This window comes from Clostridium guangxiense, assembly GCF_021043395.1.
GTDB classification, from domain to species: Bacteria; Bacillota; Clostridia; order Clostridiales; family Clostridiaceae; genus Clostridium_S; species Clostridium_S guangxiense.
The window spans coordinates 1-14,383 of the sequence record NZ_JAJNKE010000035.1; the positions used below are offsets into that span (position 1 = coordinate 1).

The 14,383-nt window shown below is 31.7% G+C and carries 12 protein-coding genes; 10 read left to right on the forward strand and 2 right to left on the reverse strand.

All coding sequences use genetic code 11. From position 1 onward, the window contains the following. Positions 1–255 precede the first annotated feature (255 nt). The 7 genes from LQK79_RS16225 to LQK79_RS16255 all read left to right on the forward strand — a co-directional run bounded on the left by LQK79_RS16225 (position 256) and on the right by LQK79_RS16255 (position 6,382). Positions 256–1,290 (forward strand): ribonucleotide-diphosphate reductase subunit beta, encoded by a 1,035-nt coding sequence (locus LQK79_RS16225; protein WP_231017199.1) that lies wholly within the window; start codon positions 256–258, stop codon positions 1,288–1,290. A 55-nt stretch (positions 1,291–1,345) separates the two neighbouring features. Next, positions 1,346–2,143: an alpha/beta hydrolase gene (locus LQK79_RS16230; RefSeq protein WP_231017200.1), complete on the forward strand. Its 798-nt coding sequence runs from the start codon at positions 1,346–1,348 to the stop codon at positions 2,141–2,143. Positions 2,144–2,606: 463 nt separating this feature from the next. Continuing rightward, positions 2,607–3,242 (forward strand): TetR/AcrR family transcriptional regulator, encoded by a 636-nt coding sequence (locus LQK79_RS16235; RefSeq protein WP_231017201.1) that lies wholly within the window; start codon positions 2,607–2,609, stop codon positions 3,240–3,242. Next, positions 3,232–3,975, forward strand: a complete 744-nt coding sequence (locus LQK79_RS16240) for an HlyD family secretion protein (protein WP_231017202.1) — start codon at positions 3,232–3,234, stop codon at positions 3,973–3,975. Before LQK79_RS16235 ends, LQK79_RS16240 begins: the two co-directional genes overlap by 11 nt. A gap of 15 nt (positions 3,976–3,990) precedes the next feature. Then, positions 3,991–4,767: an ABC transporter ATP-binding protein gene (locus tag LQK79_RS16245; RefSeq protein ID WP_053242965.1), complete on the forward strand. Its 777-nt coding sequence runs from the start codon at positions 3,991–3,993 to the stop codon at positions 4,765–4,767. A gap of 16 nt (positions 4,768–4,783) precedes the next feature. Further along, a complete protein-coding gene (locus tag LQK79_RS16250; protein ID WP_053242966.1) occupies positions 4,784–5,920 on the forward strand; it encodes an ABC transporter permease in 1,137 nt (378 codons plus the stop codon). A gap of 114 nt (positions 5,921–6,034) precedes the next feature. After that, complete coding sequence (locus LQK79_RS16255) at positions 6,035–6,382, forward strand: GerW family sporulation protein (protein ID WP_053242967.1); 348 nt, start codon at positions 6,035–6,037, stop codon at positions 6,380–6,382. A gap of 121 nt (positions 6,383–6,503) precedes the next feature. Here LQK79_RS16255 and LQK79_RS16260 read toward each other — a convergent pair whose 3' ends face one another. Continuing rightward, the gene (locus LQK79_RS16260; protein WP_053242968.1) at positions 6,504–7,778 is read right to left on the reverse strand and encodes an ATP-binding protein; all 1,275 of its coding nucleotides are present in this window, start codon (positions 7,776–7,778) and stop codon (positions 6,504–6,506) included. 389 nt (positions 7,779–8,167) lie between these two features. Here LQK79_RS16260 and LQK79_RS16265 point away from each other — a divergent pair, with 389 nt between their 5' ends. Together LQK79_RS16265 and LQK79_RS16270 are read left to right on the forward strand one after the other, a co-directional pair. Beyond that, positions 8,168–8,692 (forward strand): methylated-DNA--[protein]-cysteine S-methyltransferase, encoded by a 525-nt coding sequence (locus LQK79_RS16265; protein WP_231017203.1) that lies wholly within the window; start codon positions 8,168–8,170, stop codon positions 8,690–8,692. 291 nt (positions 8,693–8,983) lie between these two features. Continuing rightward, positions 8,984–10,225, forward strand: coding sequence for a methyltransferase domain-containing protein (locus tag LQK79_RS16270; protein ID WP_231017204.1), 1,242 nt, complete (start codon positions 8,984–8,986; stop codon positions 10,223–10,225). Between the two features lie 117 nt (positions 10,226–10,342). On the opposite strand, the gene LQK79_RS16275 is transcribed toward LQK79_RS16270, so the two are convergent. Next, complete coding sequence (locus tag LQK79_RS16275) at positions 10,343–12,466, reverse strand: sodium-translocating pyrophosphatase (RefSeq protein WP_231017205.1); 2,124 nt, start codon at positions 12,464–12,466, stop codon at positions 10,343–10,345. A 343-nt stretch (positions 12,467–12,809) separates the two neighbouring features. Between LQK79_RS16275 and asnS the strand changes: the two genes are divergently transcribed. Continuing rightward, positions 12,810–14,201, forward strand: a complete 1,392-nt coding sequence (gene asnS / locus LQK79_RS16280; RefSeq protein WP_053242969.1) for an asparagine--tRNA ligase — start codon at positions 12,810–12,812, stop codon at positions 14,199–14,201. Positions 14,202–14,383 lie beyond the last annotated feature (182 nt).

Below are 14,383 nucleotides of genomic sequence, written 5' to 3' on the forward strand. Positions count from 1 at the left end.
CTGAAGGAACGGTTTAAAAAAATTCTAATAAATCTTGGTTTAAAAATTGTAAAATGCTTAGATATTTCAATCTGTTTGAGCGTATGCGAGTTATTGAAATTTCTTAGTATTTTACAATTTTTAAGCCTTAGATTTATAGGATTTTTTTAACGCGACGAAGCATTATTACTTCACAACTTCCAGTTTGTCAGGATAAAATTTAAGTTTGCAATTTTTAAGTTTCAAATGTTTATTATAAATAAGGAGGTAGATTAAGTGTATATAAATAGAAAACCGTTGTTCAATGAAAATGGTGATACGGAAACAGCTAAAAAGAGAATGGTGAATGGAAATACTACTAATTTAAATGATTTTAATAATATGAAATATACATGGGTTTCAGACTGGTATAGGCAGGCTATGAATAACTTTTGGATACCAGAAGAGGTGAATTTAGCTCAGGATTTAAAGGACTATGGGAAGCTTACCGAAGGGGAGAAAACAGCTTATGATAAAATACTTTCATTTCTTATATTCCTTGATTCTGTTCAAACGGCCAATCTTGGAAATATAAATAATTACATTACAGCAAGTGAGGTTAATTTATGTCTTACTATTCAGGCATTTCAGGAAGCAGTACATTCTCAAAGCTACAGTTATATGCTTGACACAATATGTTCTCCAGAGAAGAGAAATGAAATATTATTTCAGTGGAAAGATGACAATATACTACTTAATAGAAATAAGTTTATAGGAGATATATATAATAACTTTGTTGAAACCCCTAACGAGAAGAATTTTTTAAAAACAATAATGGGAAATTACATACTTGAGGGCATTTATTTTTACTCAGGTTTTATGTTTTTTTATAATCTTGAGAGAAATGGTAAAATGCCAGGTTCAGCACAGGAAATAAGGTATATAAACAGGGATGAAAATACGCATTTATGGCTATTCAGAAATATTATAAAAGAACTCCAAAGGGAAGAACCACAGATGTTCACAAAGGAAATTAAAAAGGAATTAAGAGATATGCTTAAAACTGGTGTAGAACATGAAATTGCATGGGGACACTATGTAATAGGTGACGAAATTCAGGGGTTAAACAAAAAGCTTATAGAGGATTATATAAAATATCTTGGAAATAAAAGACTTGAGGCAATTGGATTTGAATCTTTGTATGAAGGATATGATGAAAATCCAGCCGTTTGGGTGGATACTTATTCTGATGCAAATTCAGTAAAGACTGACTTTTTTGAAGCAAAATCTACAGCATATGCGAAGGCAAGTACTTTGGTAGATGATTTATAATTATGGTATATTATAAATAGTACTTAAGTTAAATATATAAATGAGGTGAAAATTTATGGCACTTATTGATTGCAAATTTTATTCTGAGATTTTGGGATTATCGACATCTGCTAAGGTTATACTTCCTCAGAATACTAAAACTCAAATAGGTATGGGTGGAGCAAAAGCTAATGGAAATTCTTCTGTTTTATATCTTTTGCATGGATTGTCAGATGATGAAAGCACTTGGATTAGAAGAACTTCTATAGAAAGATATGTCTCAGAAAAAAACTTGATTGTTGTTATGCCAAATGGAGGAAGAAGTTTCTATACGGACATGGCACATGGATGTAAGTATTTCACATTTATTACTGAGGAGCTTCCAGAATTAATGCAGCAGTTTTTTCATATATCCGATAAGAGAGAAGATACATTTATAGCTGGTCTTTCAATGGGTGGGTATGGTGCACTTAAAATTGCTTTGAGTTGTCCAGAAAAGTATGCTGCAGCAGCAAGCTTATCTGGAGTTACTGATATCGTTAGGACTTATGAAGATACGAAAAAAGATCCGCATAATTCTATTATGACGGCAGATGAGATTCAGAGTATTTTAGGAGATTTTACTAATATTAAGGGAAGTAAGCATGATTTATTTCATTTGGCTAAGGAACTTTCAGAAAAGAACTGTGAAAAACCAAGAATATATCAATGCTGTGGTACAGAAGATTTTTTATATCAAGACAATGTTAAGTTTAGAGAATTTATGAAGCAGCTTAATTATGATTACACATACAAAGAAGAAAGAGGAATTCATGAATGGGGCTTTTGGGATAAAAAAATACAAGATGTGTTGAAATGGTTGTCATTGGAGTGAAGACTATGTTTTAAGAGAAGATTGATAAAATTTATATCATTAATGAGTTCCAGGAATATAGACAAATTTGTGCATTATTTTATCCACAGGCTGTGTCTATATAATATGGTCAAATAATGGTGTATTTCCGGGAAAAATGTGTTTTATCATAGAAAAAAATGTGTATAGATTTTTAGATATTCACATGCTATTATGAGATATCCACAACAAATGTGGATAAGCTATGAAAAATGTGCATAATTAACTGAAAATTTTAAAACTTGTGGATTAAATTATATAATAATTTAAAATAGCCTGCATCTTAAGATGTGGGTTATTGTCATATTTTCTTAATATATTGAAAAAATATAAAAGTTAATTGTAAAATTGCATTAAAGCTGGTTGACATTATCCAAAGGAGGAATATAATATAAGTGAGCACTCACTCATTAATAAAAAATTTTAGTAGGGATGATAATTGCTTATGGTAAGAAAAGCATCAGAAAATAGGGAGCAGCAAATATTAGATGCCGCAATTAAGATTTTTTCTGAAAAGGGATATAATGCGGCAACAACAAGCGAAATTTCCAAGGAGGCTGGTATAGCTGAGGGAACTTTATTTAGGTATTTTAAAAACAAAAAAACTTTGCTTGCTAAGATAGTAATACTTTCTTCAAAAACTATAGGTAAAAATATTATAGCTAGAAGATTAGGTAAGTTAATAGAAAAAAATAAAGATAAAGATTTAAAGGAAATACTTAAATTAATAATGCTAGATAGAATTGATTTACTTGAAAAGAATAAAGAACTTTTCAAAATTGTGTTTACTGAAATTCAATATCAAGATGACTTAAAAGAAGCTTTTAAAGAAAATATAATCTTAGTAGGCAAAGATATTTTATTTGATTATATTGATAAAAGTAAGCTCAAAGATTTGTTTAAGGATGTCGATCCAATGGTAGTTGGAAGAACTATGATTGCTAGCGTATTTGCATATGTAGTTCAAAGTACGGTTTTTCCTGAATTAATAACAATTAGCAAAGAACAGCAGGTAGATGAAATGGTAGAGGTATTTCTAAATGGAATAGTAAGGAAAGGTGATGAAGGGAATGAAAAATAAAAAGGTAGTATTTGCCCTTGCAGTAATTGTATGTTTTAGCTTAACAGCATGCACAAATAAGACAGGTGACAAAAATAAGTATACAGGCACAGTAGAATGTAAAAGTGTTTATGTAACTTCAGAAGTTAGCGGAAAAATTGATAAATTGAATGTTGAAGAAGGAAATAAAATTAACAAGGATGAAGTTGTAGCTAATATAAATTCTGATGCGTATAAAATTCAGAGGAGCCAGGCAGAAGGCTCCCTTGAAACTGCAAAGGCAAATTTTGATAGTTTGCCACAAAGCGTTGATGATAATAAGAAAAAACAAGTGGAAGGTGCAGTAAAACAGGCACAAGCAACATTGGATTTAGTAAATTTAAATATATCAAAATGCGAGGTTAAAAATTATCAAAGTGGTGTGATTTCAGATGTACTTGTTAACGAAGGGGAAGTAGTTCAGCAGGGTGGAAATATAGCAAAGGTTCTTGATGTTGATAATAGGTATATAAAAATATATGTTGAACAGTCAAAGCGCGGTGATATAAAGCTAAATAACAAATTAAATTTGTATTATAATGATAAAAAAGTTGGAACAGGTGAGGTGATTTTTATATCTCCTGAAGCTGAGTTTACGCCTAAGAATACAGAGACAAAAGAAGATAAACAAGGAATGGTATTTGAAGTTAAAGTTAAAATCCCTAGTGATCTAAATTATACTCCTGGAACTTTAATGGATGTTGAAGTTAAGTAGAGGGAGATGATAAAAATGAATGCAATAGAGATAAAGGGACTAACTAAAAAGTTTGGAAACCTTACTGCAGTTGATAATATAAGTTTCAATGTTCCCAAGGGTAAAGTATATGGATTTATTGGTCCTAATGGTTCCGGGAAATCTACAGTTATAAAAATGCTTTGTGGAGTTATATCACCTACTGAAGGAACAGCCTATGTGCTTGGAAATGATGTTAGAAAATCTAAAGCAGAGGTAAAGGCTAAGATAGGATATATGTCTCAGAAGTTTAGTTTATATGAAGACTTAACTGTGGATGAAAATTTAAATTTCTATGCTGGGATTTATGGGCTTGGTAAAAAGGAAAGGGAAGAAAGAAAAAAATATATTGTAACCATGGCTGGACTAAATGGAAGAGAAAAAAATATTACAGGCACTTTATCCGGAGGATGGAAGCAAAGGCTTGCTTTAGGATGTGCACTTATTCACAGACCAGAAATTTTAATTTTAGATGAACCAACTTCAGCAGTTGATCCTGTATCTAGGAGAATATTTTGGCAGATGATATTTACACTTGCTCGTGAAGGAATAACAGTACTTGTGACAACACATTATATGGATGAAGCTGCTAGCTGTGATATGCTTGCTTTTATATTTAATAGTAAACTTATGGCTACAGGAACTCCAAAGGAACTAATTGAAAGAGAAGGAGTTAAAAATATTGAAGATGTGTTTATAAGATATGTAGAAAGAACGACTAATGAAAAAGTAGAAAACTCCTTTGAAGAGCTCAAAAAGATGATAGGGAAATAAGAAAGGGGGCTTAAATATGAATATGCAAAGATTTCTTTCTATAATAAAAAAGGAAGTAATTCAGCTTAAACGTGATAAAGCAAGCTTTGGAATTGCAATTATGATGCCAATAGTTATGATACTTTTATTTGGATATGCAGTCAATACAGAGTTAAATAATATATCAATGACGGTGATTGATCAGAGTAATTCAGTAGAGAGCAGAGAACTTATACAAAGTTTTGAAAATACAGGTTATTTTAATATTGTTTCAAGGGAACACAGCATTGATAAAGTAAATGAAAGTATTGATGAAGGCAAGGTGCACTCAGCTCTTATTATTCCACCAGATTTTTCAACAAAACTTCAAAACAAAGAAAAAACGGATGTGCAGCTTCTTGTTGATGGATCAGATCCTACAACGGCAAGGACCGTTTTTAGCAGTGGAGTTTTGTCAGGTCAGCAGTATGGGGTAAGCAAGCTTCAAGAATTAAGTGAAAAGGCTAATTTCAAGGTATCAAATGAAGGGGTTAGTGTAAATACAAAAGTATTGTATAATCCAGATTTAAAGAATCAAAACTTTACGATACCAGGTTTAATAGGACTTATAATGCAAAATATAACTATACTTTTAACAGCATTTGCACTAGTAAGGGAGCGTGAAAGGGGCACAATTGAACAGTTGACGGTTTCACCACTTAAATCTCCGGAAATTATCTTTGGTAAACTTGTTCCATATATTTTTATAGGATTTGTAGATTTCTTATTTTCACTTGCTTTGGGACTTGTATGGTTTAATGTACCTATAAATGGGAGTCTGCCACTGCTGCTACTACTTGGTGCAGGGTTTGTAATATGTGCACTTGCTATAGGAATTTTAATATCCACTGTTTCAAAAACACAGCTTCAAGCTATGCAGCTTACAATATTAGTTTTACTTCCAAGTGTTCTTCTTTCTGGTTTTGTATTTCCAATAGAAGCTATGCCTAAATTTGTTCAGATTATAAGCAGCATACTACCACTGACTTATTTTATAGATATATTAAGAGGTATTATAACAAAAGGTGTTGGATTTCAATATCTCATTAGAGATGTAATTTGTTTATTCTCTATAGGAGGAATACTACTTATAATAAGCATAGTTAGGTTTGCAGTTAAACCGTATAATAGCTAGGGCAGGGTACAGAGTACAATTTGCAATTTATTAGGATAAATATATATTTTGTGGATATAATTAATAGATAAAAAGGCTAAGGGGATATAAGTGGAATTCATGGAGGAATTTTAAATGGAAATGAATATAAAAGGAGATTTAGATAATTTATTTACAGGACTTGAAAAATCCTTAAAAACAGAAATAATTGCAGGAAAACCAATAGCCATAGGGGAAGTTATATTAGTGCCCATAAGTAAAGTTATTTTAGGTTGTGGCAGGTCCAATAACACTAACAGAGTAATTCACAATAATAAAAAGGGCAGTGGATTTTGTACCGGTGCAAGAATTAGTCCAAATGCCATTGTGGTAATAAGAAATGATGAGGTAAATACTCTTCCTGTAAATGATAAAATCAATTTAGACAAAATTCTTAAAATGGTTCCAGAGATAGTATCAAAGGTAAAAGCTAACAAAAAATAGTTGTTAGCTTTTACCTTTTGGGTTAGTTCTAATATTACTTCACAAATTCCAGTTTAACGGGATGAATTTGATGGTACTAATTTTAATATTCCAAGTTAGCTATCCCTATACTGTTATTTACTTATTCTGACAGCGAATTTATAAATTGTTTAGCTGTTCTTCCAGAGCGTCCATTTTGAGAAGCAGCCCATTTTACAGCTTCACTTCTTAAAGTTTCCACAGGAATATTAAGATTATGTTTTTTAGCTAATTCTTCAACTATTTTAAAATATTCATTTTGGTTTGGAGATATATAAGTGAGTTTTATGCCAAATCTATCTGAAAGAGATAACTTTTCATTTACAGTATCAGAACTGTGGATTTCTTCTTCACCAACTTGATTTCTATCACTCCAGGTTTCCTTTATTAAGTGTCTTCTGTTTGAAGTTGCATAAACTAAAACATTAGAAGGAATTTTTTCTATTCCGCCATCTAAGAAGGATTTCATTTGTTTATATTCAATTTCGCCTTCTTCAAAGGAAAGATCATCTATAAATACAATAAAGTATTTTCCGCGGCTTTTAAGTTCCGTAAGTATTTCAGGAAAGCATAAAAGTTGGTTTTTTGTTATTTCAATTAGTCTAAGACCTTTTTCATAGTATTCTGTAGCTAGTGCTTTAACAGAAGACGATTTTCCAGTACCACGAGCACCTATTAAAAGAACGTTATTTGCAGAGTGTCCACTTATAAAAGCTTCTGTGTTTTTTATAAGAGTTTCTTTTTGATATTTATATCCAACAATATCTGAAAACTCAACATAATCGTAATCCTTAACACCAACAAGCCCATCTTTCCACATAAAAGCTATGTTATCGCACATTTCACCAGAACCTATTTCAAAGTAGTACTCTACGATGTTTTCAAGCATATCCCTAGGAGAAGTGGAATTTAATATATTATTCTTTTTGATCTCAAACATGTTTATAGATGGTTTTGTTAAAGTTGGAATATAATTTTGAGTTAAACTATCATCTAAATCTAATGTACTTTTAATATCTAATTTAGTAAGGTTATAGAGTATTTCCATATCGTTTAATGCTGCACTATAAAGGCTTATTTCTAGATTTGCACCATATTTCTCACAAGCCTTTGTAAAGAAATTTTTAGATTTTATTATGGAATCTATTATGTATGCTTTTAATAAGTTTCCGTTTAAACCTGACTTTTCTGAGCAAGAAATTAAATTATAGTTTAATTCATAATAAAGATTTATAATTTCATCTTTGTTTCCATTAGTTAAACAAACCTCATCAATTAATTTTTTTAAAATAGTGAAAACAGGATCTTTTAATAGATTTCTGTATACGACTAATTTGTTTAAATTTGCCCCAAATTCTTTTACTGATAAATTATTCATTGGAATGCCCCCTTCTTATAGGTATATTAAAATTACATGAAAGTTTTAAAATCTGTATAGTAAGATTTACAAGTAATGTTTGTTTAGTTCACAATTCACAATGCACAGTTCACAGTGAAGCATGATTTATCTTCCTCACGTCAGACAAATCTAAAATTATATAAAAACAAATGCTGTTCACCCTTAGTGAACGAAGGAATTTATGTGCTCTCTCTAACTGGCGTCAGCATTAAGTTTAAGATTTTCTGTAGTGGAACGGAAGAAAATCAACCATCACTGTGCATTGTGAACTGTGCACTGATTTAAGAGTAGTTTTTTTATATTATAGAATAACCTTTTAAAATAGTATATAATTATATTAATTTTTATGAGAAAGGTAATAAAATATTATGAAATTTGCTTATTATGAATCACCAATTGGAATAATAAAAATATCGACAGATGAAAAAAGCTTGTTAGGTTTAGACTTTGTATCGCAAAAGGAAAATGATTATTCAGAATCAGACTTGATTTTAGAAGCTTTAAAGGAACTTGATGAGTATTTTAAAGGAAAAAGAAAAGAATTTAATTTGAATTTATTTTTGAATGGCACAGATTTTCAAAAGAAAGTATGGGGGGAGCTTATAAGAATACCATATGGAAAGGTTGCAACTTATGGTGAAATTGCAAAGCTTATTGGAAATGAAAAAGCGTCAAGGGCTGTTGGAAATGCAAATAATAAAAATAAAATAGCAATAGTAATACCATGTCATAGGGTTATAGGTTCCAGTGGAAAACTTGTTGGATATGCAGGGGGACTGTGGAGAAAAGAGTGGCTGTTGCGGCATGAAAAAAAGATAATGCAAAGTAACAATGCTTCGTCACATACACATACGCGGGGTTTGGGATGTAATCCCATTATCCTTCTAGAATAATATAGAAGGACTTTTAATAATAAATTCTATAAATCTAAGGTTCAAAAATTATAAAATACTAAGATATTTCAATAACTCGCTGAAGGGATGCTCAGACAATTGAAATATCTAAGCATTTTCCAATTTTTGAACCAAGATTTATTAGAATTTTTTTAAACTGTTCCTTCAGCATTGTTACTTTGCTCCCACGGTAGTACAAGGAAAAAATTCCTCCGTACCTACGGAATTTTAGGCATAAATTTTTATAAACTAAGTACAAATAAATAATTGATACTCATTAATAGTAATAAGATGGTGCATATAAATGGGAAGATAGGTGGATATAAGTATTATGAAGAATTAGGATATACTTTGTTAGCAAAAATTTGTATGACACATTTTTGTCCATCTAACAGTATTAACGATATTGAAGAGATTATAAATAAAAGTTGCAGGGATAATGAGTATAAGTTTGCTTATGATTTTTTTAATAAGGTTAAGTTAAATGATTATGACAAGCTGATACAATTATGTGATGCATTGGCTTTACCAAGTGGTTTTACGTTGATAGAAAAAAGACTAATTGATGTTGCTATACGTTATGGATATGATTCTCAAGCAGCTTTTTCAAGAGTATTCAGCAGATTTCACGGAATAGCGCCATCTTTGGTTCGGAACGAGGAGAGAGCTATAAAAACATTTCCACGCCTGACCTTTAAACTAATATTGATGGAGGGAAACGGTATGAAAAAGAATCCTAATCATAGAACTAACATTATAGGTGCTGGAGAGGTTGGCTATGCCATTTCGGTTGATATGGATAAAAACAATATTCATAAAACTAACAGTTCTTTTTGGGACACTAAAGGAAATGAAGTTATAGGTACAACTGCACTTCCTAAATATGGAGCATTTGTTTCGGAGGAAAAATGTCATCTTTTTGGCGATGTAGCAGGCAAAAAGTTGTTAGAGATATGCTGCGGAACTGGGCATTCTCTAAAATATCATGGAGACCGCGAAGCTTCTGAACTATGGGGGATAGATATTTCTGAAAAGCAAATAGAAAAAGCTAGGAAGTATTTATCATTGAATGGTTTTTCTGCAAAGTTGATCTGTTCACCAATGGAAGAAGATTGTGGAATACCTGTAGATTATTTTGACTATGTTTATTCTGTTTACGGTGTGGGTTGGACTACTGATCTTGAAGGTACTTTTTGCAGGATTGCTTCTTACCTAAAAAAAGATGGTGTATTTATTTTTAGTTGGTCTCACCCAATACATAAATGCGTTGCTATCGAAAATGATTTGCTTTCTTTTAAAAAAAGTTATTTTGATGAATCTTGGTACTCTGTACCTCTTGAAGGAGGTGCAATATCTTTATCGGATCGCAAGCTATCAACTTATGTCAATGCATTAGCAAAAGCAGGATTTGTCATTGATGAAATGATTGAAGAATCTGATGATGAGATTATTCAATTATATAAGGATAATGACTTTGCTAAAAAAGCCAAAATGCTTCCTGTAACATTTGTAATCAAAGCAAGAAAATTATAGCGATTTACAGTAATATCATTAAAATAAGCAGTTAAAATGCTCAAATTGCATTTCGATAATATTAACATGCGAAAAAAGGATGTATGGAAAAATTTAATTCCATACATCCCTTTTTCGTTATCTAAATAACGAAATAAATACTAATGTCAAAGTACTTACTAGCTTGATTAATACGTGAAGTGAAGGACCAGCAGTATCTTTAAATGGATCGCCTACAGTATCTCCAACAACGGCTGCCTTGTGAGCTTCAGAGTTTTTACCTCCATGCGCTCCAAGTTCAATAAGTTTTTTTGCATTATCCCATGCACCACCACCGTTGTTTAAGAATAAAGCCATAACTACACCAGCTATAGTAGTTACGAGAAGAAAACCACCAGCTGCTTCCTTACCTAAAAGAATACCTATAATAATAGGAGTAATTACAACTATTATTCCAGGAAGAATCATCTCTTTTAAAGCACCTTTAGTAACTATGTCAACACATTTAGCATAATCAGGTTTTGCTTTCCCTTCCATTATTCCAGGTATTTCTTTAAATTGTCTTCTTACTTCTAAAATTACATATTGTGCTGCATTACCAACGGCTCTTATGGCAGTGGAACTAAAGAGAAATACTATCATGGCACCTATAAAAGCAGCTATAAATACTTCTGGTTTTCCAATATCTATAGCGAACCAAGAGCTTAAAGGTTTGCCAAGTATTTTTTTTACTTCATCTAGATAAGCAGAGAATAATAAGAAGGTAGCAAGAGCAGCTGAACCAACGGCATATCCTTTTGTAAGAGCTTTTGTCGTATTACCGCAAGCATCTAATCTGTCGGTTACAATTCTTATCTCTTCTGGAGCACCAGACATTTCAGTTATTCCACCTGCGTTATCTGTAATAGGTCCAAAAGTGTCCATTGCAAGTATATAAGCACAGCTTGAAAGCATTCCCATAGTAGCTATAGCTGTTCCGTAAAGACCAGCATTTGCAGTTCCAGGAAGTGCAGCAGAACCTAACTTGTAAGCTATAAATATAGCTAAAGATATAAATACTACCGGTAATGCAGTAGATTCCATTCCTACAGATATACCTTTAATAATATTTGTGCCTGCACCTGTTTCGCATGCTTCTGATATTTCTTTTACAGGTCTTTTGTTTATTGAAGTATAGTAATTTGTAACTACTACAAATATGATACTTAAAATTATACCTGTCACAGCACATCCGTACAGCAGCCAATAATTAACATTACCATTTAGTCCACTTAGCATAAATTTAACAACAAATATTAACAAAATCAAATTTAATATAGAGGTTATAACATATCCAACTTCAAGTGATTTCATAGGGTCGTCATTGTCATCTTTAACCTTAACAAGAAATATGCCTATTATAGATGTAATTATACCTAAGGCACGAGCAACAAGTGGAAATAATATGCCTTTTATTCCAAATACAGGATATAAGGCAACACCTAAGATCATTGCACCTATGTTCTCTGCAGCGGTAGATTCAAAAAGATCAGCACCTCTACCAGCGCAGTCACCAACATTATCGCCAACAAGGTCGGCTATAACGGCAGGATTTCTAGGGTCATCTTCAGGTATTCCAGCTTCTACTTTTCCAACAAGATCGGCACCTACATCGGCAGCTTTTGTATATATTCCACCACCAAGTTGTGCAAAAAGAGCGACAAAGGAGGCACCAAATCCAAAACCTACAATTAGAGATGGAGCTTCTTTAATGATATTAACATCGCTTGACATACCACCATAAAGTAAAAATAAAGTGGCTACACCAAATAAAGAAAGAGTAGTAACAGCAAGTCCTGTAACAGCACCGCCTTTTAAGGCTATTTGAAGGGCTTTATTAAGACCTTTTTTTGCACCAGCGGCGGCTCTTATGTTAGAGTTAACAGCCATGTACATACCAATGTATCCAGAAAGTGCTGAACACAACGCACCAACTATAAAAGCAACACCTGTACGTAGGGCTATACTGAGTGCAGAGGAAGAGCCTTTAGAGGAGTTCCCTAAGTAATTCGCCAAAACGATTACAACTAATAATAGTACAGAAAGCATTGCAATAGTTTTATATTGTCTTTTAAGAAAAGCCATAGCACCTTCGCTTATTGCATTTGAGATTTCTTGCATACTTTTTGTGCCTTTGTCTTGGTTAAAGATAAATTTAGCAAAATAAATAATAGCTAAAATAGAAATAATTACAACGCCATAGATAACAAAATAAGAATTCATGTTATACACACTCCTTTGTTAAAACATTTTAATTATTCCGGAAAATTTCGTTAAAAAAGTATCACACTCCCTTATTGAAAGATTTTGAAAATTTATTATTTATGCAATATTAATGTTCTTCACAAAATTCAAAACTCCTTTCTAAAACAAAAAAATTTCTCCTATATAAGTATACTTTACTATAAAGTAAAAAATTACATTAATTATAAAATAAGGTTTTCATTTATAATTGAGTTGACATACGATACGGTTGTGATATTATAATTCGTGTAATAAAATTAGACTATATGGATTAAAAAATTTTGATGAAAATTTATATATACATTAAATTGGAGGAAATGCAATGAAAAACTTAATTGTAAAAGAAATTTATAAATCACCGGAAACTTATTCAGGAAAAAATATTGAAATTTCTGGATGGGTTAAAACTATAAGAGCATCTAAGTCCTTTGGATTCATGGAAATAAACGATGGAAGTTTTTTTAAAAACATTCAAGTGGTTTTTGATGATAAACTTGAAAATTTTAAGGAAGTTTCGAAATTTATTATAAGCTCTACTGTGTACATACAAGGAGAATTCGTGCTTACTCCAGATGCAAAGCAAGACTTTGAAATTCATGCATCTAAAGTTGAACTTTTAGGTAATTCAAATAATGATTATCCTCTTCAGAAAAAAAGACATACTTTAGAATATTTAAGAACAATTGCACATTTAAGACCAAGAAGTAACACATTTTCAGCAGTATTTAGAGTACGTTCACTAGCTGCTTATGCAATACATAAGTTTTTTCAAGATAGAGATTTCGTATATGTAAATACTCCCCTTTTGACTGCCAGCGATGCGGAAGGTGCTGGAGAAATGTTTCAGGTTACAACATTGAATTTAAATGATGTGCCTAAGAATGACAAGGGAGAAATAGATTATTCAAAGGATTTCTTTGGAAAGAAAACAAATCTTACTGTAAGTGGTCAGTTATCTGCTGAAACTTTTGCACTTGCTTTTAGAGATGTATATACTTTCGGTCCAACATTTAGAGCAGAAAATTCAAATACTGCAAGACATGCGGCAGAATTCTGGATGATAGAACCTGAAATGGCTTTTGCAGAATTAAAGGATTATATGGATGTTGCAGAAGAAATGGTTAAGTACATAATAAATTATGTTATGGAAAAAGCACCTGAAGAAATGGAATTCTTTAATAAGTTTATTGATAAGGAACTTTTTGAAAGACTTCACAATGTTATAAACAATAATTTTGGAAGAGTTACATATACTGAAGCTGTTGATATACTAAAAAAGTCTGGAGAACAATTTGAATATCCTGTTGAATGGGGTATAGATCTTCAAACAGAGCATGAAAGGTATTTAACTGAAAAGATATTTAAAAAGCCAATATTCGTAACTGATTATCCAAAGGATATAAAAGCATTTTATATGAGAATGAATGATGATAATAAAACAGTAGCAGCAGCAGATCTTCTCGTTCCTGGAATAGGAGAAATAATAGGTGGAAGCCAAAGAGAAGAAAGACTTGATGTTCTTGAAAAGAGAATGGAAGAGTTAGGACTTAAGAAAGAAGATTACTGGTGGTACTTGGAGCTTAGAAAATATGGAGAAACTAAGCATGCAGGTTATGGACTTGGTTTTGAAAGAATGATAATGTATCTTACAGGTATGTCAAATATAAGAGATGTTATTCCTTTCCCAAGAACTACAGGAAGCGCTGAATTTTAAACACAATGCGAAGTAACAATGCTTCGTCACATTAAAAAAATCCTATAAATCTAAAGTGGTGATTCTAAGCGAGTGCTTGCTTGAGGCATAGAAGGATAATTGGCAAAGCCCAAACCTCGTGTATGTTTACTCGCTGAAAAAATGCTCAAGCAGATTGAAATATCTAAGTATTTTATGATTTT